The following is a 25,887-nucleotide window of genomic DNA, read 5'->3' on the forward strand; positions in this document are numbered from 1 at the left end:
AATACTCACGACTTCGATGGAAATACTCACAACTTTTTAGAAATACTCGTAACTTGGAAGGGAATACTCACAACTTTGTAAAAATACTCGCGACTTCGATGGAATACTCGCAACTTTGTAGAAAATACTCGCTACTTGGAAGAGAATACTCGTAACTTTGTAAAAATACTCGCGACTTCGATGAGAATACTCACATATTTGAGGAATACTCACGACTTCGATGGAAATACTCACAACTTTTTAGAAATACTCGTAACTTGGAAGGGAATACTCACAACTTTATAAAAATACCCGCAACTTTGAGAAAATACAACCTTGACAGAGGATCACGATTTGCCCAATTTAGTAAAAAAAGCACCCCAACTGTCAGAAATGTTTCTGTCAGTTACGGTGCAGATTACTATCCCGATCCTCTTATTTGGCAAGGGCGGCAAATGCCCGCTCTGCTGCGTCCACTGTTTTTTCAATATCTTGATCTGTATGGGCTGTTGATAAAAATAATCCTTCAAACTGTGAAGGCGGTAAGAAGATGCCGTTGTTGGCCATTTCTTTGTAGAAAGCGGCAAAGAGAGACAAGTCGCTCGTTTTGGCTTTGTCATAGTTCGTTACATTTTCATTTGTAAAAAAGAAGCCAATCATGGATCCGGCACGATTGATTGTATGCGGAATATCATATTTGCTGGCAGCTTCCGCCAACCCTTTTTCAAGCCTTTCGGCCTTCCGGTTAAATTCCTCGTAGGATTCCGGCGTAAGCTGGACAAGTGTTTCATAGCCAGCTGTCATGGCAAGCGGATTTCCGGATAGGGTGCCCGCTTGGTAAATGGGACCGCTCGGCGCAATTTGCTTCATCATCTCCGCTCTTCCTCCGTACGCGCCAACAGGAAGGCCCCCGCCAATCACTTTCCCGAGACAGGTAATATCAGGAGTAATGCCATAAAAGCCTTGCGCACTATGGTAATCGACACGAAAGCCTGTCATCACTTCATCAAAAATAAGTACAGCGCCGTATTCCGTCGTCAGATTGCGCAAGCCTTCGAGAAAACCTTCAACGGGTGGAACGACACCCATATTGCCTGCGACCGGCTCCACGATGACACCGGCGATATCTTCCCCGTACTGTTCAAAAGCAACCCGTACGCTATCCAGATCATTGTACGGAACAGTAATCGTATTTTTGGCTACGCCTTCCGGTACCCCGGGGCTGTCGGGCAAACCGAGGGTAGCGACGCCCGAGCCTGCCTTAATCAGCAGGGAATCACCATGGCCATGGTAGCAGCCTTCAAACTTGATGATTTTATTCCTGCCTGTGTAGCCTCTTGCAAGCCGCAAGGCACTCATGGTCGCTTCGGTTCCTGATGAGACCATCCGTATCACTTCGATAGACGGAACGCGTTCCTTTACAAGCTTGGCAAGCTTATTTTCCACCAATGTTGATGCCCCGAAGCTTGTTCCCTTCTCGGCTGTCTCCTTGATGGCCGACACGACTTGGTCATCGGCATGTCCCAAAATAAGCGGCCCCCATGACAGCACGTAATCAATATATTCGTTTCCGTCAATATCGTATATACGGGAACCCTTTCCCCGTTCCATAAAAATCGGGTCCATTTCCACTGATTTAAATGCGCGGACAGGGCTGTTTACGCCGCCTGGCATCAACGTTTCCGCTTCCTTAAATGCTTTCTTTGATCGATTGTAAGACCGCATCCGTAAAACCTCCTATTTATCTATCCTCTTGAAGCCATTTCACGGCATCTTTTGCAAAATAAGTGATGATGATATCAGCTCCGGCACGCTTGATGCTCGTCAACATTTCCAAAACAGTGGCCCGCTCATCGATCCAGCCATTGTGGGCCGCAGCTTTAATGAGCGAGTATTCCCCGCTTACATTATAGGCAACAACCGGAACATTGAAGTTGTTTCTTACATCCCGGATAATGTCAAGATAGGATAACGCGGGTTTCACGATCAAAAAGTCGGCGCCTTCTTCGATATCCGACTCAGCCTCCCGAAGGGCTTCCAACCTGTTGGCCGGGTCCATTTGATATGTTTTCCTGTCTCCGAATTGAGGTGCACTATTGGCCGCATCCCGAAACGGTCCATAAAAGGCAGAGGAATATTTGACGGCATAGGACATAATCGGAATATCCTGAAACCCGTTTTCATCCAACCCTTTTCTGATCGCAACTACAAAGCCATCCATCATATTGGAAGGGGCGATCATGTCTGCACCTGCTTTCGCCTGGCTGACTGCGGTCTGAACGAGCAGTTCAAGGCTTGGATCGTTCAAAATCATTCCGTTTTCCACGATGCCGCAATGCCCATGATCCGTATATTCACACAAGCACGTATCTGCCACAACCAGCATTTCCGGCGCATGTTCTTTGATCACGCGTGTCGCCTTTTGAACGATTCCCTGATCATCATAAGCACCGGTACCGCAATCATCTTTTTCATCGGGTACCCCAAACAAAATGACCGATTGGATGCCAAGTGAAACAAGTTCGTCAAGTTCGTCTTTTAATAAATCCAATGAAATTTGATCCACACCAGGCATCGAAGAAACTTCATTTCGTTTGTTCTCACCTTCTGCGATAAAAAGAGGGTAAATGAAATCCTCGGGATGAAGATGGGTTTCCCTTACCATACTTCTTATGCCGGGAGATCTGCGCAGCCTCCGGTGGCGTTTAAACTGAATGGGTTCCATTATGATTCTTTCCTTTCTTTTTGCCCGAAATATTGACACAGCTCATGGAACATCGCGTCAATTGTATATGTATCGGGACAAATTGTCACAGAAAATCCTTCTTCCTCGATCGCTTTTTTCGTCACTTTGCCAATACTGGCCATATTGATTTTACCAGCATGTTCGCGTAAATGATACTGGTTTACCACTTTCATGAAGTGATGAAAAGTGGAGGGACTGGTAAAACATGCCGCATCCAACCGGTCTTCCCGCAAAATGTGCACAAGCCTGTTCGTATCCTTCGTCGGATAAAACGTTTCATACACAATCCATTCGTCAGCGATAATGCCGCGGCTGCGAAAATGCGCTGCAACCGTTTTGCTTGCCAGGTTTCCCTTGGGAATGAGCACCCGTGTTGCTGTATACCCGTGCAGAAAAAATTCGCGGCCGAAATCCTCAGCAGTATAAACGTTCGGCATAAATTCGGCGGAAATATGATATCGCCTTAGTTCCGCCCTCGTTTTTTCCCCTACTGCAGCAAAGCGAATATTCTTTTTCATCAGTTCAAATGATTCGCGTAAATGATCAATATGGTGAAAAAAGTATTTTACCCCATTCCGGCTTGTAAAAATAATCCAATCATACCGGTCAAGCGAATGGATAAAGCCGGGAGCATTCAAGTCTTCATATGGTCGAAAGTCAATCAAGGGCACCATGTAGGGAATTCCACCTGCGGAGGCGACATCATGGCAAAATTTGTCCCCTTGCTCTCCCCCTCTTGTAATCAGGACATGCTTTCCTTTTAATGGATGCCCTTCCGTCATTGGTCCAGTTCCTTCTTTACCTTCTCGATCAACTTACCCGCACCTTGCTCAATTAAGCTTTTTGCCGCTTCTACACCGACTTTCACCGGATCAGTCCCTTTCATGATTTCATTGTAAAGGATTTTTCCGTCGGGTGAAGCAACGAGCGCCGTTAATTCAATTTCCCCATTGTCAATGATTTTTGCATACCCGCCGATTGGCACCTGGCAGCTGCCGTCCATTTTGTCGAGAAATGCACGCTCTGCATGAACCGTTTTCGCTGTTTTTTGACACGTAAGTTTGGCCAACTCTGCAAGCAGTTCTTGGTCATTTTCCCGGCATTCAATGGCAAGGGCCCCTTGCCCGATAGCCGGCAAACAAACATCGGGATCCAAATACTCGGTGACGATTTTATCACTCCAACCCATTCGGATTAATCCTGCAGCAGCCAAAATGATTGCGTCATACGCTTCCGTTTCCAGCTTGGCAAGACGTGTATCTATATTGCCGCGTATCCATTTGATTTCCAAATCTGGCCTTTTGGCAAGAATCTGGGCGCTTCTTCTCAAGCTGCTCGTTCCAACAATTGATCCGGGAGGAAGCTCTTTCAGCTTTAAACCACTTTTTGAAATAAAGGCATCACGATGGTCTTCACGCGGGGGAATGCATCCGATCGTCAACCCTTCCGGCAATACGGCTGGCATGTCTTTCATGCTGTGAACGGCCATATCAATTTCCCCGTCATACATGGCCTGCTCAATCTCCTTGATAAACAGCCCTTTTCCGCCTATTTTTGATAAGGTTACGTCGAGGATACGGTCGCCTTTTGTGACAATTTCTTTTACCTCAAACTCAAATGGGGCACCAAGCTTTTCGAGCTGTTCTTTCACCCAATTCGTTTGCGTTAAAGCCAACTTGCTTGTCCTTGAACCAATCACAATTTTTCTCATTTATATTGCCTCCAAACGACATGAAAATTAGGAATCCCAATAATGAAAAGTGGATAAACGGCTATTCAGGAAAAAATTAATCAAGACAAGCAAAAAAGCTGCGGTATTCCATAAAGCCAATTTCCGTCCATACAGTTGTTTTTTCATATGAAGATAAAGGATGAACCCGTAAATGCCCAACAACGCAAAGGAGCCAATAATTTTGGGATCATACCAATGAAAGACTGAGAGTTTCATAACTGCCCATCGGAGCCCGAGGATGACACTTAATAAAAGCATCGGCACCCCGATGACATTTAATGCAAAGGAACTCTTCTCAAGCTTCGCCAAATCCGTTATTCTCCATAACTTTTTTCTCCATTTTTTCCTCTTGAGCAAATTGTATTGAAACAAATACAGCATGGAAAAAACAAAAGATATGGAAAAAGCACCATACGATAATATGGCCATCGTAATATGAATGAAGAGCAATTCGGACATCAGCTGTTCCGCTGAAACGGCAAAGCTTTGCGCGGGTGCAAAAGCGTGAATCGCCATAAAAATAAAGCCAATGATATTGGTGAAAAAAACAGTGAAATCTACCTGAAAAATTTTTTGAATGCCCAGTGACAGCGTGACGAGCACCCACGTATAAAAATACAATCCCTCAAAAAGGGTCAGCACCGGGAACCTTCCGGCATGGTACATATATATAAACAAAAAGATTGTTTGAAGAATCCAAACAATCGAAAGCAACCGGAAAGCAAGCCGGCTTGCTTCCCGGTTTTGTTGCACAAAATCAATAAAGTAAAGCAGGATGGAGATCGCATATATGACAATAACCACTTCCGGGAGCCTCGCCAATATGAATTCAATCATCGCATTCTCCTCTTATGAGTGGAATGTAGGCAGCGGTGTGGAAAACCGGATTGCATTCTTGGCTGCGCTTTTTTCCGGCTCCCGCTCGCCTTCCGGTAACTCATCTACATTCAAGTCAAAAATTTGTTTGAAAAGAGCTATTTTTTCGGCTGCATCCTGTTCTCCCGAAAATTCCTTCACTTGCAGAATCGGATTTTTTAACAGCTGGTTAATAATGCTTTTCGTATGTTTATTCAATACCTTTCTTTCACGCTCCGTTAAGTCAGGCAGTTTCCGTTCAATGCTTTTCATTGTCTCAGCCTGGATGGATAAAGCTTTTTCTCTTAGTGCAGCAATGACCGGAACGACACCAAGCATGTTCAGCCACTCTTTGAATTGTGAAAGTTCATCATCAATCATGACCAAGATTTTCTCGGCAGCCGCTTTCCGCTCCGCAAGATTTTCCTGGACGATTCCTTCCAAATCGTCGATATCGTATAAAAAGACATTCTCCAGTTGGGTTATGGCAGGATCAACATCACGCGGCACTGCAATATCGACAAGAAACAGCGGGCGGCCCTTTCTCATCTTTTTCATTACAGCCATCATGTCGCTTGTCAGAATGTATTCTTTTGCCCCTGTTGAACTGATCACAATATCCGCATCCATGACGGTGCATTGCAGTTCCTTCAAAGATTTGGCATGTCCGGCAAATTGATCGGCCAATGTTTTCGCTCTCTCAAATGTCCGGTTAATGACCGTTACTTTCGTGGCACCGTTGGCATATAAATTTTTAATCGCCAGCTCACTCATTTTTCCTGCCCCGATAATCAACACATGCTTGTCCTTTAAATGGCCGAAAACCTTTTTGGCAATCTCCACCGCAGCATAGCTGACAGATACGGCATTCGCTCCAATGTCCGTTTCGGAATGGGCACGTTTGGCCAATGTAACGGCCTGTTTTAACAAATGATTAAACACGGTCCCGCTTGTCCCGTTCTCTTGCGCCAATAGAAAGCTGTTTCGGACCTGTCCCAAAATTTGGGTTTCTCCCAGGATCATGGAATTCAGGCCGCATGCTACTTTAAACAGATGCTTGACAGCTGCATCATTTTCATAAATAAATAAATGCTCTTTAAATTTGTTTTGGTCAATTTGGAACCAGTCAGACAAAAATTGTTTTATATAATAACGTCCCGTATGGAGCTGATCCACGACTGCATAAACTTCCGTCCGGTTGCAGGTAGATACGATCATATTTTCGAGAATGCTTTTTCTGCCTTTTAACTCCAGCATGGCGGAAGATAAATCATTTTCGGCAAAAGCAAGCCTCTCCCTGATCTCCACGGGAGCCGTTTGATAATTTAAACCTACAACGATGATGTGCATATGAAATAGGCACCTCCATGTAATTGCTCACTACCAACAGTATACCATGTAGATTAGAAGAATTCTAAAAAAGATGTGAACAGAAACCGAAACATATGGTATATTTAAGTGCGAGGCGACTGATCAGCCCCACAAGACAGTATAGCGGCGCATTGAATGGCTTATGGCCTAAGGGGCTAGGTGCCGCAGCCCATGATCTGCCTGCTGTGAAAAACCTTCATCGTTGGGCACCAGGGGCTTATCCTACTGAAACATATCAAATAAACATGTTGAAATCAATGAAAAAATGTTGGATGTGAGTAATTTTGACAAAAAAGGGAATTTTTTCTGGAATTGTTTTTTTGGGCTTTGGCCTTTACTTCCTGTTACAACAATATCATGTACAATTCACCGACGGGTTATACACATGGCCGACTTTAGTGCTGATTTTGGGCATCGGCTTTATTGCCCAAGCCTATAAACAAAAGGATTATGAATTTATTTTGCCGGGAACCATTCTTACAGGAATCGGCATCCACTTTCATGTCGTACATAAATTTGAGCTTTTTCAGGACCATGCCGGAGTGTTCCTGCTTCTCGTCTCAATCGGATTGCTGCTGACGTATGTAAAAACAGGATCGGGCTTTATGCCGGGGCTGCTTTTTTTAATGGCTGCAACCCTGCTTCTGTTTTTTGACAAATTGACTCATTGGGCTGCCGCCAAAGGACATGATCTGTCAATCGTCGGGAACTTTTGGCCATTATTTTTTGTTGCTCTCGGATTGTATTTTCTATTTGTCCGGGGAAAAAAATAACATTCAGGATATGTTCCTGAATGTTATTTTTGAAAATTCCCCAGTATTTTCCATACCTTGTCTTTGCCTTCTCCTGTCTCCGAAGAAAAGACGATGATTTTGTCTTCTTGTTGCAAATTCAATGTTTCCTTTACCATTTTGGCGTGTTTTTGCCACTTGCCCCTCGGAATTTTATCCGCTTTTGTGGCGATGACAACACAAGGCAGCTTATAATACTTTAAAAAATCATACATGAGGACATCATCTTTTGTAGGCGGATGACGCAAATCGATAATCAGCAGAACGGCTTTCAGCTCTTTTCTGCTCGTAAAATACGTTTCTATCATTTTCCCCCAGGCTTCCCGCTCTTTTTTTGATACCTTCGCATACCCGTAACCTGGAACGTCTACAAAAAATAGTTGCTCTTCAATTTTGTAAAAGTTTAAGGTCTGCGTTTTGCCCGGTTTGGATGAGGTTCGGGCCAAGCTTTTGCGGTTGATCATCTTATTAATGAAAGAGGACTTCCCCACATTGGATCTGCCGGCAAGGGCAAACTCCGGCAGACCTTCATCAGGGTATTGTTCCGGCTTAACGGCACTAATCACCAGTTCAACGTTGTTTACATTCATTTTGCCTCTCCTGTCAAAGCCAATTCCAGCACTTCATCCATATGGGATACGGGATAAAATGTCAGAGTCGTGCGCACACTTTCCGGAACTTCTTCAATGTCTTTTTCATTGTCCCTTGGCAGTATAATCGTTTTTAAGCCTGCACGGTGGGCGCCCATCGCTTTTTCTTTTACACCGCCGATTGGCAACACTCTGCCTCTGAGTGTAATTTCTCCGGTCATGCCGACTTCCTTTTTGACATTGCGGCCGGTCAATGCTGACACGAGGGCAGTCGCGATCGTAATTCCTGCGGAAGGACCGTCTTTGGGTACCGCTCCTTCCGGAACATGAATGTGTACATCACATGTTTCGTGAAAATCATCGGCAAGTTTCAATTCTTCCGCTTTGGACCGGACATAACTAAACGCAGCCTGGGCAGATTCTTTCATGACATCGCCAAGCTTTCCGGTTAATATGAGCTTTCCTTTACCCGGCGTGAGCGAGACTTCTATTTGAAGCGTATCGCCGCCAACTGTTGTATATGCAAGCCCTGTGGCCACACCTACCTGGTCTTCCATTTCTGCTTGGCCGTACCTGTACTTTTTCTTGCCCAGCAATTCCTCCAAATTTCTTTCTGTGACAATCACTCGTTTCTTTTCACCGGAGACAATGATTTTTGCCGCTTTTCTGCAAATCGAGGCAAGCTGTCTTTCCAGTTCGCGAACGCCGGCTTCCCTCGTATAGTAACGGATGATGGCCCTGATGGCGCCTTCTTTTATTTGAATTTGGCTTTTAGTTAGCCCATGCTCTTGAATTTGTTTTGGCAATAAATGATCTTTTGCAATATGAATTTTTTCGATTTCCGTATATCCCGCAATCGTAATGATTTCCATCCGGTCGCGCAATGGACCCGGAATGGTCGCCAGGTCATTGGCTGTAGCGACAAACATCACATTGGAAAGATCGTATGTTTCTTCGATGTAATGATCGCTGAACGTCTTGTTTTGTTCCGGATCAAGCACTTCCAGCATGGCAGAAGAAGGATCGCCGCGAAAATCGTTGGACATTTTATCGATTTCATCCAGAAGGAAGACAGGATTTGTCGTACCCGCTTTTCTCATTCCCTGAATGATTCGTCCGGGCATCGCCCCAACATAGGTCCGCCTGTGGCCTCTGATTTCAGATTCATCCCGTACGCCGCCAAGTGAAACTCTTACAAAGTTTCTCCCCATTGATTCGGCGATGGAACGGGCAAGGCTTGTCTTGCCGACACCCGGAGGGCCGACCAAGCATAGAATGGGGCCTCTCAATGATTTTGTCAATTGCTTGACCGACAAATATTCCAGTACCCGCTCCTTTACGTGCTTCAAGCCATAGTGATCACGCTCAAGGATTCTCTCCGCTTTTTTGATATTCAAATCATCTTTCGTCGCTTTTGTCCATGGCAAAGCGATTAGCCAATCCAAATAATTTCTGATCACCGAGCTTTCTGCCGATGTGGCGGGAACCTTTTCATATCGGTCCAACTCCCTGAGTGCGGTCATCTTGGCATGTTCAGTCATGCCGGCCTTCTCAATTTTTTCCGTAAGCTCAGCAATTTCGCCTGTTTTGCCTTCTTTTTCGCCGAGCTCTTTTTGGATCGCTTTCATCTGCTCCCGCAAATAGTATTCTTTTTGGGTCCTTTCCATGGATTGTTTAACCCGCTGCCCGATTTTTTTCTCCAAATGAAGGACTTCTTTTTCATTGTGGATAATTTCAATCACTTTGCCGAGTCTTTCTTTCACATCAATCGTTTCAAGAATTTGCTGCCTGTCCTGCAATTTTAAAGGCAAATGTGAAACGATGATGTCTGCCATTCTGCCGGGCTCTTCTATATCGGAAACGGTTGAAAACGTTTCAGCCGATATTTTTTTGGAAAGCTTGATATATTGTTCAAAATAATCAAGCATCGTTCTCATGAATGCCTGGATTTCAGCGTCTTTTTCCTCCTCATCTTCAAAAATCTCCAAATCGGCTGCAACGTAATTTTCCCTGGGAATATACTTTTTCATCATAGCGCGGGAAAGCCCCTCCACAAGAACACGGATCGTGCCATTTGGGAGCTTGAGCATTTGCTTGACTTTCGTCAGCGTTCCCATTTTATATATATCGTCCTCACCAGGCTCATCCATGGATGTATCTTTTTGAGTCGTCAAAAAAATAAGATGGTCGGTGAGCATCGCCTGTTCCAATGCTTGTACGGATTGTTCCCTTCCGACATCAAGATGCAAAACCATTGTAGGGAACACAAGCATTCCACGCAATGGAAGCAGGGGAACGAACGATTCTGTTTGTTTCGTCACATTCGTGCACCTCCCAATAATGTGCCTTCTTTATACGAAGGCTCTCTGTACCGCTTATATCATTTTAGCTTATGGAGACAGTATATGTCGAGGAACAGGCATTGTCGTATGTGCTGAACCCAAGAATATAAATTTCATTCTAATGAGCAGGTTTCATTAAACACTCTTTTTGCTGTTCTCTTCAAATATATCCGGAAAAACAAATTCATGTTCGGTGTTGTTTACGAACGCCGCGGAAAATGCCTCTTCAATTCTTGAAACAGGGACGATTTCAATGTCTTGAATGTCTTTTAAAATCGCTTGCATGTTTTCTTTCGGAATCAGCACTGTTTTGGCTCCGGCCCGTTTGGCAGCTTTTACTTTTGAATATATCCCTCCAACCGGTTTCACATCCCCCTGGATACCGATTTCCCCGGTCATGGCTACTGTGTTTTTCACGGGCAATTTATAAACAGCAGAATAAATGCCTGCTGCCATCGCCACTCCGGCTGAAGGTCCGTCGATCGGAATGCCTCCAGGAAAGTTAACATGAATATCATATTGATGTGCCGGAATCCCCATGGACCTTAATGATGTTAAAACATTTTCCAATGAACCTTTCGCCATGCTTTTGCGTTTAACCGATTTTCCCTGGCCATTGAAGCTTTCTTCCTCGACGATCCCGGTAATGTTGATCGATCCTGTTCCATTGGAAGGAATGACCATGACTTCTATTTCAAGAAGCGCGCCTCTGTTAGGCCCCGTAACCGCCAGTCCATTGACGATTCCAACCGCGGGCTTTTTACCTATTTTCTTTTCATAATTCGGTGTTAATTGGCTCGCTTGCACGATCCATTCCAAATCGGAATCGAGAATATGGTCCCTGTTCTCGGTAATGGCAATTCCTGCAGCAATTTGTATCATATTTACGGCTTCCCGGCCGCTGGAAGCAAAGGCAGACAGGGTGGAAAGGCCCTTTTCCGAAATGGAGAGCTTGACTTTATTCGCTGCGTTTTTTGCCACCTTCATGATTTCGTACCGATCAAGCTCCCTGAAGAAAACCTCCATGCAACGCGAACGGATGGCCGGCGGGATTTCACCCGGGGTCCTGGTGGTAGCGCCGATTAACCTGAAATCGGCAGGGAGCCCCCTTTGAAATATGTCATGAATATGGGCGGGAATTTGATTGTTTTCTTCACTGTAATAGGCACTTTCGAAACATACTTTCCTGTCCTCCAAAACCTTCAACAACTTGTTCATTTGGATCGGATGAAGTTCACCGATTTCATCAATAAATAAAACGCCGCCATGGGCATTCGAGACAGCTCCCTGCTTGGGCTGCGGAATTCCGGCTTGGCCCATCGCACCTGCTCCTTGATAAATAGGATCATGCACGGATCCGATTAACGGGTCGGCAATTCCCCGTTCATCAAATCGGGCCGTAGTCGCATCAAGCTCCACAAATACAGCATTTGACCGGAAGGGGGACCGCGGATTTTTTTTCGCTTCTTCAAGAACAAGCCTGGCAGCGGCCGTTTTTCCGACTCCCGGCGGACCATAAATAATGACATGCTGGGGGTTGGGACCACAGAGGGCTGCCCGCAGCGCTTTTATTCCATCCTCCTGGCCGACGATCTCGGCAAAGCTTGATGGGCGGACACGTTCAGACAACGGTTCTGTTAATTGAACGGCGCGCATTTTGCGCAGTTGTTCCATTTCTTTTTTCGATTCGCGATCAATCGTTACTTTTTGGGTTCTTTGGTTTTTAAGCAAGTTAAAAAAATAGAGCCCGATCACTGTCCCAAAAAATAATTGAATGAACAAAACAATAACTGTCCAGTTCATCGCCTTCCCTCCTGATCACTTTTTTTGCATATGGGTAGTATCTCCGTAGGCGATCAGGAATAAACGGTGTTTTTAAGATAGACGATGTTTTGCTTTTTGTTCAATAAAAAAGGAAGCATTTCTGCTCCCTTGTAATATTATGCCCCTTTTAAAATCGTACCGTCTTCCAGCACGAGTTTTGGAGGCAGGTCGTTTAAAACGGAATCTCTTGTAATAATGCATTTTTTTATGTCTTCACGCGAAGGAAGATCAAACATGACATCCAGCATGATGCTCTCGATAATCGAGCGAAGTCCGCGCGCCCCGGTTTTTCTTTCGATGGCTTTTTTGGCAATTTCACGGAGTGCCTGCTCTTCAAACTCCAATTCAACATTATCAAGCTCAAGCATTTTTTGGTACTGCTTGACGAGCGCATTTTTCGGTTTCGTCAAGATTTCGACGAGCGTATCTTCATCAAGAGGTTCCAAGCTGGAAATAACAGGAAGCCGCCCGATAAATTCCGGGATTAGCCCAAACTGCAGCAGGTCTTCCGGCAGCACTTTGGACAGCAATCCTTTTTCCTCAACCTCATCCCCTTGATTATCGGATCCGAAACCAATCACTTTTTGCCCAAGACGGCGTTTGATGATCTGTTCGATCCCGTCAAATGCCCCTCCACATATAAAGAGAATATTCGTTGTATCCACTTGAATAAATTCCTGGTGGGGATGTTTCCTTCCTCCTTGAGGGGGAACACTTGCAACGGTTCCTTCCAATATTTTCAAGAGTGCCTGTTGAACGCCTTCTCCGGATACGTCACGCGTAATGGAAGGATTTTCCGATTTTCTGGCGATTTTGTCAATCTCGTCAATATAAATGATGCCTCTTTCCGCTTTCTCCACATCATAATCTGCGGCTTGGATTAATTTTAATAATATGTTCTCGACATCTTCCCCGACATAACCCGCTTCAGTCAAAGAAGTCGCATCAGCAATCGCAAACGGTACATTCAAAATACGGGCGAGGGTTTGGGCAAGAAGCGTTTTCCCGCTGCCGGTCGGTCCAATTAAACAGATGTTGCTTTTCGTCAATTCCACATCATCAATTTTACTGTTGGAATTAATCCGTTTGTAGTGGTTATAAACCGCAACGGCAAGTGATTTTTTTGCCTGTTCCTGGCCGATTACATATTCTTTTAAAATTTCGCGAATTTCCCGCGGCTTTGGGATATCCTTAAACTCAAATTCCTCTTCTGTCCCGAGCTCTTCCTCAACGATTTCGGTGCAGAGCTCTATGCATTCATCACATATATATACACCTGGTCCGGCAACCAGTTTACGAACCTGCTCCTGTGTTTTTCCACAAAAGGAACACTTTAATTGTCCTTTTTCCTCATTGAATTTAAACAATGAACTCTCACCCCTTTAATAACTATACGCTGGTTTCATCGTGGAAATGATGCGGCTGTTAAATAGTTATGTATTGCATTGTAGCATACTTTTTTATAAAATATACAATTTTTCGCTCATGAAATCGTGTTATGTAGTCTCTCTCAATAGGTTACTGCATTCATTATGTATGTTTGAAAGATCATTGGGCATTTCTGTAATTGGTATAAAACAAGGCACGAAATCACCCCGCGCCTTGTTTTTCCTATCGTATGTTCAATGAATGAGTGTTATGTCTATTTATATTATGCACTAGTTTTACTGTTTTCAACAAGAAATTCGACTGCTTTTTGAATTTTCAAGTCCGTTTTTATGTGGTCAAGGTTTCCGTTAAATGCTTTTATAATATCTTTGACGGACATATTGTACATATCTGCCATTTTTTGAAGCTCTTGATCAACATCTTCGTCATTTGCTTCGAGGTTTTCGGCTTTGGAGATTGCCTCAAGCGTTAAATTCATGCGAACGCGTTTTTCCGCGTCTTCTTTCATTTGGCTGCGAAGCGCTTCTTCATCCTGGCCGGAAAATTGGTAATACAAATCAAGATTCATGCCTTGCATTTCCAGGCGTTGTTCGAACTCCCGCATCATGTTCTTCAGTTCATTTTCGATCATCACTTCAGGCAAGTCAATTTCAGCGTTTTCCGTAGCCTTCTCAACGAGCGCGTCGCGCAGCTTTTGATCCGCTTCCTGCTCCTTGCTTTTCGTTAACCGTTCCTTGATCGACGCCTTTAACTCATCAAGCGTTTCAGCTTCTTCATCGACATCTTTTGCAAATTCATCGTCCAGCTCGGGAAGCTCTTTCGCTTTAATTTCATGAACTTTCACTTTAAAAACAGCCGGCTTTCCAGCCAATTCTTCCGCATGGTATTCCTCAGGGAATGTGACTTCCACATCTTTTTCCTCGCCGGGTTCAACCCCGACGAGCTGTTCTTCAAAGCCGGGAATAAATGCACCTGAACCTATTTCAAGAGAATAGTTCTCAGACTTGCCGCCTTCGAACGGTTCTCCGTCAACAAAGCCTTCAAAGTCAATGACGACGGTATCGCCCTCTTCAGCTTTTCCTTCCTCCTTGACAACGAGCTCAGCCTGGCGTTCCCGGAGTGTTTTCAACTCGTTCTCGACTTCCTCGTCTGTTACTTCAGTATCCATTTTCTCCACTTCCAGGCCTTTATAATCACCAAGTTTTACTTCCGGCTTCACTTGAACAGTTGCTTTAAAAATTAACTCTTTTCCTTTTTCCATTTGTTCAATGTCAATTTCCGGCTGGTCAATCGGCTCGATCCCGGTTTCTTCTATTGCAGCCGTGTAAGCTTCAGGTAGAATGACATCAAGTGCATCCTGATAAAGAGCTTCCACACCGAAACGTTTTTCAAATAAGGAACGCGGAACTCTTCCTTTGCGGAAGCCGGGAATGGACACTTGCTTGACAACTTTTTTAAAAGCTTCGTCAAGACCTTTATTGACCGTGCCCTCATCCACCTGAACGGTCAGGATTCCCTTATTTCCTTCTAACTTTTCCCATTTTGCTGACATATTCCATTACCTCCAACTACGAATACTTCAGTATTTAAGATTATGTAAACCTTGTATCTTTTGATGTTACTGACATTGGCATAACCATTACATTGTAACATAATATTATTTTTGTGAAAAGGGATGCACTTAGTCCATTCGCTCTGATACCCGTTCAAGCCGGTCCAGGAAAGAGAGGACTTGATCAAGCTCTGTCTCTTCCACGCCCAGTTTTTCCGCTGCCGTTGTTTTGTTCCAGCTTTCCCCGTACATCGATTGGCTGTATCCGTGGTAGGCGGCTGTCCACAGCAGCAATTTATCTTCTTCGGGTTCAAATGGATACAGGAGGAACTGATGGCGTTTAATGATTTCTTTGACTTGCATCATTAAAACAGGGTTTTCATGCTCAAGCTTTTTTTCAAGTTCTGATTGCACAGATTGAAAAAAAACGGTTTCGGTCAATTCCGGAAGTTTCGACGGATTGAATACACCGGAAAAACCAAGTTTTCTTACTTCCACTTTTTGGTCGATCCGGTGTTCTTTCAAAACATTCAAAGCGACCGTCTGTAAAAACGGATGGGACTGATTATTCTTCAACAAAGCGATGAGCGCTTTGAAATAGGGCTGAATATTTTTATCTGCAAGCGAACTGAGCTTTACAACCTGTTCCTGAAGACTCCCTTTGAATAGGCTGCCAGATAGATGTTTTTCGGCGGAATCGGCCTTTTTATTGACAGCCGTTTTCTTACTAAAATTCAAAAGGGTTTGATAATGTTCTCTCTTATCTTCCGGAACATGCTGCTCCTCAAAAAGCGTTTCCAGTGTCAGAACCACTTCGTCATGCCTATGTAATTGTATTAAAATCATTAAATACAGGTCAAATACTTCATAGAAATCTCCCGTTCCTTGAAGCAGCATCTCTTTGGCAATGCCTTTTGCTTCTCCATAATCGCCTTTTTCATAAAGGGCGATCACGAGTGCTTTGCTGATTTGGGGGTCTTCAGGCGCCATTTCTTTTGCCTGTTGAAGCAATTGTACCGCATCTGCATATTGGTGATTTTCCAGGCAGTCAATCCCCTTGCGGAACAGCCTCTCTCCTAAACCCGGAAAGAGGATGACGTTGTCTTTTTTCATTTCTATCCCTTCTTATCATTCGAACAACCTGAATCAGTAGTAAAAATTAGTTTAGCACGTGCCTCCCCCAAAGACAAACATAAAAAGCACCCGGACAGGAAGGAATATTTGAAATTTTAATAGAATATACATATATGGGACAAAATGCACCAAATTTTTCATCCATTGGTTGGAAGGAGGGATATTCACTGGCTGGAGCACTAAGAGGTATCAAAGTCCTTGACTTATCACGAGTTCTTGCCGGACCTTATTGTTCCATGATTTTGGGAGATTTGGGAGCCGAAGTCATTAAAGTGGAGGCGCCCGGCGGAGGGGACGAAACGAGAAAATGGGGCCCTCCGTTCAAAAAAGGAGTGAGTGCTTATTATTTATGTGCAAACCGGAACAAGAAAAGCATAACCGTCAATTTAAAAACTGACGAAGGCATTGAGATCATTAAAAAGCTCGTTCAAAAAAGCGATGTGATTATAAACAATTTTAAAACCGGAACGATGGAACGCCTCGGATTGGGCTATGAAGCTTTGAAAAAAATAAATCCCGGAATCGTTTACTGCTCCATTACCGGGTTTGGGGAGACGGGACCGTATAAGCATTTAGCCGGTTATGATTTTATTATCCAGGCGATGAGCGGCCTCATGAGCATTACGGGTAACGAGCGTTCCGGCCCCCAAAAAACAGGTGTTGCCATTTCCGATGTCCTGACCGGTTTATATGCCTGCATTGCCATCCAGGCGGCCCTGATTGAACGCCAGCATTCGGGGTTGGGGCAAAAAATTGACATGGCCCTATATGACAGTGCAGTGAGTGCTTTAATCAATATGGCCAGCAATTATTTAATGTCAGGGATAGCTCCAAAGCTGATTGGAAACGAACACGCCAACATCGTCCCGTATCAAACTTTTTCGACCAAGGACGATGACATTGTCATTGCTGTCGGCAATGATAAGCAATTTACGGCATTATGCGAGCTTCTGGGCGCTCCGCATTTGGCTGGCGATGAAAGGTTTCTTACCAATCCAAAACGGGTTGAACATCGCGATCAGCTTATACCGCTTTTGCAAACGAAACTATTGACGAAAACGGCTGCCGAATGGATCGAACGTTTTCGCGAGAAAAACATTCCTTGCGGACCGATTCAAAGCATGGATCAATTGGAAAACGATCCCCAGCTTCAGGCAAGGAACATGTTCCGCTCCATGAATCACCCGACTGCCGGGGAAATCAAAATGATCGGAAGTCCGCTGAAGCTTTCACGAACGCCGGCAGCGGTTGCACATTACCCGCCGGATGCCGGGGAGCATACAGATGAAATTTTGCAGGCTCTCGGCTATGGCGAAGATCAAATAGATTTTTTTAAAATGAACAATATCGTTTGAGGAGGGTTCCCATTGAATTTTGACTTTACCGAAGAACAAATGTTATTGAGAAAAACAGTACGCAGCTTTGTGGACAAAGAGATTATGCCGTATATCGGCGAATGGGATGCCAACGGAGAGTTTAACCCGGAAATTATTACGAAGCTTGCCGGCCTCGGATTAATGGGAGTATGCATACCGGAAAAATATGGCGGCAGCGGCATGGATTATAATTCCCTCGCCATCGTGTGTGAAGAGCTTGAAAGAGGAGATACGGCTTTTCGTACCGCGGTATCCGTACATACCGGCTTAAACAGCATGACACTGCTTCAATGGGGAACGGAGGAGCAAAAGCAGAAGTATTTGGTGCCGCAGGCAAAAGGAGAAAAGATTGGAGCGTTTGGCTTGACGGAACCGAATGCCGGATCGGACGTTGCTGCGCTGCAGTCTACCGCTGTCAGGGATGGAGATTATTATGTTTTAAACGGCCAAAAAACGTGGATCTCACTTTGTGACGTCGCCGATCACTTCCTTGTTTTTGCCTACACGGATAAAAGCAAAAAACATCACGGCATTTCCGCATTTATCGTAGAAAGAACGATGGAAGGGTTCTCTTCCAAGGCAATCAAAGGAAAATTGGGGATACGGGCGGGCAATACCGGTGAAATATTTTTTGAAAATCTGAAAGTACCGAAAGAAAATTTGCTGGGCGAGGAAGGAGAAGGCTTTAAAATTGCCATGTCTGCACTGGACAATGGCCGTTTTACCGTAGCTGCAGGCGCGTGCGGTCTCATTATGGCCTGTTTGGAAGCAAGTGTAAAATATTGTCATGAAAGAGAAACGTTTGGGAAGAAGATCGGGGACCATCAGCTTGTCAAGCAAATGCTTGCAAATATGGAAGCAGGCCTGCAAATGAGCCGGCTGCTCGTATACCGTGCCGGGGAGTTGAAAAATAAAGGTGTCAGAAATACACGGGAAACGTCGCTCGCCAAATGGCAAGCCTGCGATTTTGCCAACAAAGCGGCAGACGATGCGGTGCAAATTCATGGAGCTTACGGGTATTCCAACGAATATCCCGTCGAACGCTATTTAAGAAACTCCAAGGCTCCTGTTATATATGAAGGAACGCGTGAAATCCATACGATCATGCAGGCTGATTATGTATTGGGCTACAGGGAAGATAAGCCGTTAAATAAAATGCTCCCGGCTTGGCCGTTTGAGGAATAGGCTTCGGGAGCTGCTTCAGACAGGTTGCATACAGTTCGATGATTGAATATTGCCGGCTGCTTTGCATGATCACTGGATGATTTACGGATTGGCTCTTTGCATGAATGTTGAATTGTATGCACGAAATTAACATATATGCATGAAATTTGAATGATATGCTTATATGTATGAGAGAAACGGACCAAAGCAATTTTGGCCCGTTTTTTTCATTCAAGTATTCACCCAAATTTCCCTTTCAGATTAATATACGGCTTCTTTAATATACACTTTTCGTTTAGCCATTTCTTTTAAATACAGATCACCGGGAACAATCTGCTCCGGAGGAAACGCGCCCCTTTTTTGAATGATGCCATTACCGATCATTTGTGCCACGACAGATATTGTATTGGCGGTTGCACGCGCCATGGCCGTCACGTTTTCCCGGCGGTCTTTATACGTCACCATCTCGTAGGAAAATGTTTTTCTTTTCGAGTCCTTTTCACCTGAAACGACTACACGAAGCAGGACAACGTCATCCCTGTCCCCCAATTCCATGATGGGGCCGAGGACTTTCAGCAAGACATCACGCGGCTTTACCTTTATTTCACCTAATTGTACACAGTGGTCATTCCGGGTTAAATGAAGATCGACAAGCAATTTAAATTTGTCCCGATGGCCCGGATAGCGGATCGTTTTATATTCCAATGTGTTTAATTCCGGAAATGATCCGGATAGAGTAGATGTTCCTCCTGACGTATGAAATGCTTCCAACGGCCCGAATTTTTCAAAATAAACCGGCTCCACTTCTGACAACGAAGGAATTTCCTGCTTTTTGCCATCGCGGATAATCATGGACGGATCCGTATAATGATCAAGCAGCCCTTCCAATGAAAAAACATGATGATATTCAAGCGGAGGCTCCGGCCGGAGTGGGATGCCGCCGACATATAATTTGATCGATTGCGGAGAGTCCATTTTGCCGGCCCCATAACCGGACAATATATTGATCATCCCGGGAGCCACTCCAAGATCGGGAATCACGGTAATATCCGCCCTTTTTGCTTCCTCATGAAGCGCAAGAACTTTATCGGTCATCTGTCCAATGTGCCCCCCGAGATCGACCGCACTCGTACCGGCTTCAATTGCCGCTTTTACAACCTTTTCATTAAATGAATAAAAAAGAGCGTTAAGGACAACATCATAATTTTTTAAAAACTGTACAAGTTCCTGTGGGTTGTCTGCATCCAATTGGAACGCCTTTAATTTTGGGGAGTTTATTTGGCGGCACGCTCCCTCTGCGCGTTCCCGGTCGATATCCGCCAAGCCCACTTCATCAACCTGTTTACCTTTTACAAGATCCCGCGCCGCTTCCTTCCCCATCAATCCTGCTCCCAACACTGCTGCACGCATACCTCTTCCCCTTTCCCGCTTTTTATCATTTTATGCTTGCAGGCAAGGAAGAATTAAAGCTTGCGAGTGAATTAGGAAGAGAGTTGGAAATCAAATGGTCAAAAAGAACATTCCATGGGGCTGAGTCGCTTTATATCCAACTCGTTTAAAAGCTTTGATGAAAGCGGTTGGGACATGAAGACAAAAGAAATGCCGAGCCCAATAGCAGCAGCCATAGGAACATCTCCCATTATCTACCTCTTCAAATACTTGCCGCTTACATAACCTACTTTACCTTTATGGTTGATGCGATACCAGCCGTTTGAGGTTTTGCCTGTTACTTTAACTTTAGTCCCCCGGGCCAAACTGCCAATCTTTGAGTAAGAGGCCGCATTTCCTGAACGTACATTTAATGTGCTTGCAGTGACTTTATAAGTGCCGCTTGCTTTTGTAACTTTCATTGCATTTTTTTGTTTCGGTACCGGCTTTTTCTTCAAATAAGCCCCGCTCACATAGCCTGTTTTTCCGTTCAAAGTCATTCGATACCAATTGTTCGATGTTTTGCCTGTTACATGTACTTGATCATTCTTTTTTAAAATACCAAGAGAACGGTAACTTGAGCCATTTCCTAAACGAACGTTCAACGAGTTGGCAGTTACAATATATGTACCGCTTGCTTTGGCCACCTTAATTGGCTCGCTTTTTTGTTTTTGCGCAGGTTTTAGTTTCAAATGTGTTTTGCTTACATAAGCCGCCTTCCCTTTAAATGTGACCTGATACCATCCCTTGGAAGTCACCCCTGTTACGTTCACCTGTTCATTTTTTCTCAAAGAACCCACAACAGGATAATTCGTCCCGTCGCCTGCCCGGACAGGGACTGAACTTGCAGTTACAACGTAAGTGCCACCCGCCTTTGAAACGACAATCTTGCCTTCTGGAACGGCAGAAGTTCCAGTCACGCTATTGTCTTTCTTCTCCAAAGCTAACGCCTTGGCAACACCTGTTGCGATCGCTTCTGCCATATCGTTTAGAAACTGTTCGTTTTTTAATAACTTTGCATCTGATTTATTGTCAATGAAAAGTATTTCAAGTAATACAGAGGCCATCTTTGATTCTCTCAATACGTAAAAGTTTGCCTTTTTTTGTCCGCGGTTGATTTTTTTATACTCCTCAAGAACCTTTTTGATTTCTTTGTTTATCTCCGTTTGCACCTTTTTATCCTCGGATGTTGGAGGAGATGTGGTATGTATATAATCTTCATAACCGGTTCCACTGCCGGAATTGATATGAATGGAAAGGAATAAATCGGCTCCCCAGCGATTTGCAAAATCCGTCCGCTTGTCCAATGTTAAGGAAACATCGGAATTGCGTGTCATTTTCGCATTGACAACATAGTTGTTGGTCAAAATTCGATTAACCTTTTGAGCTATTTTTAAGGTGAGATCCTTTTCACGCAATCCGTTTCCGGTTGCCCCAGTATCCTTTCCCCCATGCCCCGCATCAATGACGACTTTCTTTGCGGATTGGGCTTCAGCCACTTTGCCATACGGAACAACCACCAATGCTATCGCCATTACCATTAAAACAAATTTTCTTTTCATCCCGGAACGCTCCTTCAAGTTGATCAACAAATAAAAATGGATTTAAACTTGCCTTAGGCAACCTCTGACATGTGCAATTTGGCCCCAAAAATACGGCATATCTTGATCGGAAGAAATCTATTCGCTCCATTTCCGATTCTTATTATATTTTTTATATCGGTCCTTTTAATGGATTTTTAATTAAGACCAGCTTGTTTGTTCTTTTCAAGCTACAGCCAATTCAACATTCAGCAGTAACTTGTCATTGCAGAGCTAAGTGAAGTAATGGCGTGATGAATTGGGGGATAGAGCAGAGAGTATACTCTCGTTCTATATGAGTCCAAAGGGTACTACTGTAGTTTCGCCTTTTAAATCAGGTTTTCATAGCCTCTTTGCAAATGTTGGTTTATAGATAAATGTTAAAAGATTGATATCTTTTTCCGGCGGTGTTTGATTACGCCGATGATAAGATCCCCATAACATTTCCTGAACCGCCAGGATGTATTGTTGCCGGCCTAAATGAAGAAGAGTCATTGAATAGGATTCGATTGGAGCAGCCAATGGAGATGAAATTGATTGAAGAGGAAGGGCACTTGTTCTTTTGGTTGTCATCCAGTTCTTTGCTTTTCAGAGATACATTGTATTCACCAATACAAAGTCATAGCCGGTATACTATAAATAAGTTGTTTATAACATGCACAAATTTGTTGTTAGTCGTTGTTGCCGGCATACTGTTTATAGTGTAGGTTAGGAAAAAGTATTGGGATAAAAAAGAAAAAGGAAAGTTAATATTCCATTTATCCATGTAAAAGGTAAGGTGATCGTTTCATGGCCAAAGTCATAAAAACAAAAACACTTTTGATTGCATGTTTGTTTTTTCTCATATTAACCTGTTTTAGAGTGTTTTGGTTATTCCATGATCACTCATTCGATCAACCCAAGGCTGTTCAAGGTATTCTGGATCTAAGGAAGTGGAATATGGAAGAGAATAAAACGATTCAATTAGATGGGGAATGGGAGTTTTTTCCGAACACTTTTCTTGACCCCGAAGAAAGTTCGCAGGCTGATGGCAAGATGATATCCGTTCCCGGCAAGTGGAACAGGTTCTTTACCGGGGAAAAGAACCCCGCATACGGCTTCGGAACCTACCGTTTAAAAATTCTCGTCCCAAAAGATAGTAAACAAGTTTACGGCATGCGTATTCGTTCTATTCGAACCGCGGCAAAACTATTTGTAAACGGCAAATTGACCGAACAAATAGGCGTTCCTTCCACCACCCCGGAACATCATACAGGAAGTGCCCTTACATTTTCATCCGTGTTAAAGCCAAATCGGCACGGAGAGATTGAACTGCTCATTCATGCATCCAATTATGATCACGTTGGAGCGGGCGGGATTCATAAATCGATCAAATTCGGAAATCTAAATACAATACATAAAGAATTTTCCTTTTCTGCAGCCATGCAATTTTTGGTCCTTGTAATAATGCTTATCCATAGTTTGTATGCTTTTATTTTGTTTTCATTAAGACCGAAGAGAAAAGAATTGCTCTTCTTCGCTCTCGGTATTTTCTTTTTTGGCATCTGTGTTGTTCTCGATGATGATCGCTTGCTATTAAACTTAATCCCCCTGAATTATGAATGGTTTCTAAAAATCTTAAAATTTTCATATGTGGCTTTGGCTGCCTGTTTACTGCAATTTATTAAGCATATGTTTTTTGCCCAATATAAATATAAAGCTCTTGATTATTTATCATTTCTATGCTTATTGAGCGGGATTTTCGTCATTATTTTACCTGCTGCATATACCGGTTTTTCGGAATATAATTTTGTGTTATTACTCATTTCTTTTGCCACGATTACTGTACTTATCTTTAAGTTAATCACCAAAGAAAAAAGGGATGTATTGTTCATTTTACTTGCAGCGGTTAGTATTGTTTCCAGCCTTGGATGGGGCATTTTGCGCTCATTGGGCATCGTCCATTATTCATCGTTCTATCCATACGATTTAATATTTGCCGTAGTTCTTTTTTCTACCTATTGGTTTAAACAATTTTTCCAAGAAACGGAAGAAAAAGAAGCGCTTTACAATAAGCCGCAACAGGAAGACCAATTAAAAGATCGATTCCTTGCCAACACTTCCCATGAGCTGCGGAATCCACTTCATGGTATTATCAATATCGCCGAATCGATTGTAAGCGATCAAAAAAACCAATTGAACGCAAATACCAAAAATAACTTGGAGCTCCTGATCACCATTGGACGTCGAATGGCGCTCATGCTAAACGATTTAATTGACATAACCCGGATAAAAGAAAAAGGCATTCGCTTGGAGAAGCAAAATGTGAATATAAATACGGTCGTTTTGCCCAACGAAGTCATCCAAACTATGAGGGCGCACTCTACTGGCCAAAGGACGGCTTGGATCATTATCGTTTTCAAATAAAGAAACTTGCTTCATGGTTACCTCCTTTTCAAAAAATTGCACTGCATTAAATTAAGAAAAACAACACTATTCTATTATGCCCATGTCATAAAGGAATTGAAAGAGCGAGATGAAAAAGAAACAGTCACCACTTTCGAGGAGATGATTGTGTAAAAATTGTGTAAAAAAATTTTAAAACCTACCGTTTTTCATCGTATTCCCAAAAAAAATAAAAATACTCCAAAACGTTGACATAGCAATGTTTCAGAGTATTTTCCATGGTGCCAATCTTTACCCAAATACATACAAAGACGTCCCAGGAGCGATTCGAACGCCCGACCTACAGATTAGAAGTCTGTTGCTCTATCCAGCTGAGCTACTGGGACATATTATTTTAAAAGACATAATTAATTATATGGCCGCTGCTTACTAAAGTCAATAGTTTTTTTGAGCCCTTAAAATAAACAGTCAGGCCGCTTTCCTTTCAAAAAACGGCCTTTTATCCTCTTTTTTCTTTCAACAACAATGCCAGCGGCAAGGAAATGATGAGCGGAATGAGTGACAGCATAAAAACATCACCCGCCGCCAATGCAGACGCTGCATCCGGATTGGCTCCGTTGGCTCCGTGAACTGCGGAACGATAAGCGATTAACCCGGAAAACAGGGCGATCGATAGAGAAGCGATGCATTGCCGCGTCCAATTATTAAGCGCAGATGCGTACCCTGCGATATCCAGCGGTACCGCAGACATTCCGACATTCAAAATCGGCATGTTGCAAAGCGCGATGCCAAGATACCGGACAGATGACCAAATAATAACGTATAAAGCTGTTGTTTGAAGCGTCAGGCTCCCCATCATATAGGTGCCTAAGCCCATAATGGCAAGCCCCGCCAAAATAAGCGGCAAGGGTCCAGCCCTATTATATAATTTTCCGGTGACAGGAGTAAACAGCGCCATCACAAATGCGCTCGGCATCATGATCAATCCGGTGTGCAGTGCGCCCAAACCCAAAGAAGTCTGCAAAAAGATGGGAATTAAAAAAGCCCCTGCATAAAGCGCAATAGACAATACAGCGTTCAGGATAATGCTGTATGTAAATTTTCGGTAGGCAAGCACACTGAAGTTCAGCAGCGGAAACTCAACTGCAAGCTCCCTTTTCACAAATAAGGCCAGCAGGATCGCCCCGGCCAAAACCATCAAGATTGTCCTTTTATCGAGCCAGCCCCATGCCCCCGCTTCTGCAAAAGCGGCCAGCAGAAGGACGCTGCCGACAAAGGAAAAGAAAAGCCCCCAAAGATCAAAACGCGTTTTTTCACTCAAGTCCGTTTCAGGAAGATTTTTTAGAGCAATCACGATCGCAATCGCAGCGATTGGCAAGTTAAAATAAAATAATGCACGCCAATCCAACAAATCAATCAAAACACCGGCAAGGACCGGGCCAACTGCAGGAGCAAGCGCCGAAGATAAGCTCCAGAGGCTGATCCCAAAGGCTTGTCGTCTTTTGTCGATTGTCTGCTGAAACCTCTCCCCATTGAAATGGGGAGGTTCCGTAACCATAAAGGGTCACGGTGCCATTGCGACAAATCGCAATGGCGCGTGTGTACTTTGTGCTTTTCCCTTTCCAGATGAGGTTCTGGCTGCGGACTGG

At 43.9% G+C, this 25,887-nt stretch carries 19 protein-coding genes and 1 tRNA gene; 4 read left to right on the plus strand and 16 right to left on the minus strand.

Translation table 11 applies throughout. The features are described from left to right. Nucleotides 1-414: 414 nt before the first annotated feature. Genes hemL through hemA form a run of 6 tightly spaced genes read right to left on the minus strand, consistent with a single transcriptional unit; the run spans nt 415 to nt 6,662 of the window. On the minus strand, nt 415-1,704 hold the full coding sequence (hemL, locus tag AB1L08_RS15870; protein ID WP_413065629.1) for a glutamate-1-semialdehyde 2,1-aminomutase: 1,290 nt from the start codon (nt 1,702-1,704) through the stop codon (nt 415-417). Between the two features lie 16 nt (nt 1,705-1,720). Continuing rightward, nucleotides 1,721-2,704, minus strand: a complete 984-nt coding sequence (hemB, locus tag AB1L08_RS15875) for a porphobilinogen synthase (protein ID WP_413065630.1) — start codon at nt 2,702-2,704, stop codon at nt 1,721-1,723. Next, nucleotides 2,704-3,507, minus strand: coding sequence for a uroporphyrinogen-III synthase (locus tag AB1L08_RS15880; protein ID WP_413065631.1), 804 nt, complete (start codon nt 3,505-3,507; stop codon nt 2,704-2,706). Before AB1L08_RS15880 ends, hemB begins: the two co-directional genes overlap by 1 nt. Beyond that, nucleotides 3,504-4,436, minus strand: coding sequence for a hydroxymethylbilane synthase (gene hemC / locus AB1L08_RS15885; RefSeq protein ID WP_413065632.1), 933 nt, complete (start codon nt 4,434-4,436; stop codon nt 3,504-3,506). Before hemC ends, AB1L08_RS15880 begins: the two co-directional genes overlap by 4 nt. A gap of 27 nt (nt 4,437-4,463) precedes the next feature. Next, on the minus strand, nt 4,464-5,294 hold the full coding sequence (locus AB1L08_RS15890; RefSeq protein WP_413065633.1) for a cytochrome c biogenesis protein: 831 nt from the start codon (nt 5,292-5,294) through the stop codon (nt 4,464-4,466). Nucleotides 5,295-5,306: 12 nt separating this feature from the next. After that, the gene (hemA, locus tag AB1L08_RS15895) at nt 5,307-6,662 is read right to left on the minus strand and encodes a glutamyl-tRNA reductase (RefSeq protein WP_413065634.1); all 1,356 of its coding nucleotides are present in this window, start codon (nt 6,660-6,662) and stop codon (nt 5,307-5,309) included. A 305-nt stretch (nt 6,663-6,967) separates the two neighbouring features. Between hemA and AB1L08_RS15900 the strand changes: the two genes are divergently transcribed. Beyond that, nucleotides 6,968-7,456, plus strand: a complete 489-nt coding sequence (locus tag AB1L08_RS15900; RefSeq protein ID WP_413065635.1) for a LiaI-LiaF-like domain-containing protein — start codon at nt 6,968-6,970, stop codon at nt 7,454-7,456. 23 nt (nt 7,457-7,479) lie between these two features. Here the strand turns inward: AB1L08_RS15900 and yihA are convergent, their stop codons facing one another. The 6 genes from yihA to AB1L08_RS15930 all read right to left on the minus strand — a co-directional run bounded on the left by yihA (nt 7,480) and on the right by AB1L08_RS15930 (nt 16,284). Continuing rightward, nucleotides 7,480-8,064, minus strand: a complete 585-nt coding sequence (gene yihA / locus AB1L08_RS15905; RefSeq protein WP_413065636.1) for a ribosome biogenesis GTP-binding protein YihA/YsxC — start codon at nt 8,062-8,064, stop codon at nt 7,480-7,482. Next, nucleotides 8,061-10,337 carry an endopeptidase La gene (gene lon, locus AB1L08_RS15910; RefSeq protein WP_413065646.1) on the minus strand — a complete coding sequence of 759 codons (2,277 nt, stop codon included), beginning with the start codon at nt 10,335-10,337 and terminating at the stop codon, nt 8,061-8,063. The genes yihA and lon overlap by 4 nt, the downstream gene beginning before the upstream one ends. 204 nt (nt 10,338-10,541) lie before the next feature. Then, entirely contained in the window at nt 10,542-12,209 is a 1,668-nt protein-coding gene (lonB, locus tag AB1L08_RS15915) for an ATP-dependent protease LonB (protein ID WP_413065637.1), read from the minus strand. A 137-nt stretch (nt 12,210-12,346) separates the two neighbouring features. Then, complete coding sequence (gene clpX, locus AB1L08_RS15920) at nt 12,347-13,597, minus strand: ATP-dependent protease ATP-binding subunit ClpX (RefSeq protein ID WP_413065638.1); 1,251 nt, start codon at nt 13,595-13,597, stop codon at nt 12,347-12,349. A gap of 284 nt (nt 13,598-13,881) precedes the next feature. Beyond that, nucleotides 13,882-15,171, minus strand: a complete 1,290-nt coding sequence (gene tig, locus AB1L08_RS15925) for a trigger factor (protein ID WP_413065639.1) — start codon at nt 15,169-15,171, stop codon at nt 13,882-13,884. A gap of 129 nt (nt 15,172-15,300) precedes the next feature. Beyond that, the gene (locus AB1L08_RS15930; RefSeq protein ID WP_413065640.1) at nt 15,301-16,284 is read right to left on the minus strand and encodes a tetratricopeptide repeat protein; all 984 of its coding nucleotides are present in this window, start codon (nt 16,282-16,284) and stop codon (nt 15,301-15,303) included. Nucleotides 16,285-16,472: 188 nt separating this feature from the next. Between AB1L08_RS15930 and AB1L08_RS15935 the strand changes: the two genes are divergently transcribed. Both AB1L08_RS15935 and AB1L08_RS15940 read left to right on the plus strand, forming a co-directional pair. Continuing rightward, nucleotides 16,473-17,660, plus strand: a complete 1,188-nt coding sequence (locus tag AB1L08_RS15935) for a CaiB/BaiF CoA transferase family protein (RefSeq protein WP_413065647.1) — start codon at nt 16,473-16,475, stop codon at nt 17,658-17,660. Nucleotides 17,661-17,672: 12 nt separating this feature from the next. Next, nucleotides 17,673-18,866 (plus strand): acyl-CoA dehydrogenase family protein, encoded by a 1,194-nt coding sequence (locus AB1L08_RS15940; RefSeq protein ID WP_413065641.1) that lies wholly within the window; start codon nt 17,673-17,675, stop codon nt 18,864-18,866. Between the two features lie 240 nt (nt 18,867-19,106). On the opposite strand, the gene AB1L08_RS15945 is transcribed toward AB1L08_RS15940, so the two are convergent. Further along, entirely contained in the window at nt 19,107-20,255 is a 1,149-nt protein-coding gene (locus AB1L08_RS15945; RefSeq protein ID WP_413065642.1) for a saccharopine dehydrogenase family protein, read from the minus strand. A gap of 233 nt (nt 20,256-20,488) precedes the next feature. Further along, nucleotides 20,489-21,835 (minus strand): N-acetylmuramoyl-L-alanine amidase, encoded by a 1,347-nt coding sequence (locus tag AB1L08_RS15950; protein WP_413065643.1) that lies wholly within the window; start codon nt 21,833-21,835, stop codon nt 20,489-20,491. 957 nt (nt 21,836-22,792) lie between these two features. Between AB1L08_RS15950 and AB1L08_RS15955 the strand changes: the two genes are divergently transcribed. Beyond that, entirely contained in the window at nt 22,793-24,259 is a 1,467-nt protein-coding gene (locus AB1L08_RS15955) for a 7TM diverse intracellular signaling domain-containing protein (RefSeq protein WP_413065644.1), read from the plus strand. A gap of 291 nt (nt 24,260-24,550) precedes the next feature. Here the strand turns inward: AB1L08_RS15955 and AB1L08_RS15960 are convergent. Both AB1L08_RS15960 and AB1L08_RS15965 read right to left on the minus strand, forming a co-directional pair. Beyond that, nucleotides 24,551-24,624 (minus strand) — tRNA-Arg (locus tag AB1L08_RS15960). A gap of 113 nt (nt 24,625-24,737) precedes the next feature. Beyond that, the gene (locus AB1L08_RS15965; protein ID WP_413065645.1) at nt 24,738-25,796 is read right to left on the minus strand and encodes an MFS transporter; all 1,059 of its coding nucleotides are present in this window, start codon (nt 25,794-25,796) and stop codon (nt 24,738-24,740) included. Nucleotides 25,797-25,887: the final 91 nt, after the last annotated feature.

The sequence above is a fragment of the Siminovitchia jepli genome (assembly GCF_047228825.1).
In the GTDB taxonomy this organism is placed as follows: domain Bacteria; phylum Bacillota; class Bacilli; order Bacillales; family Bacillaceae_C; genus Siminovitchia.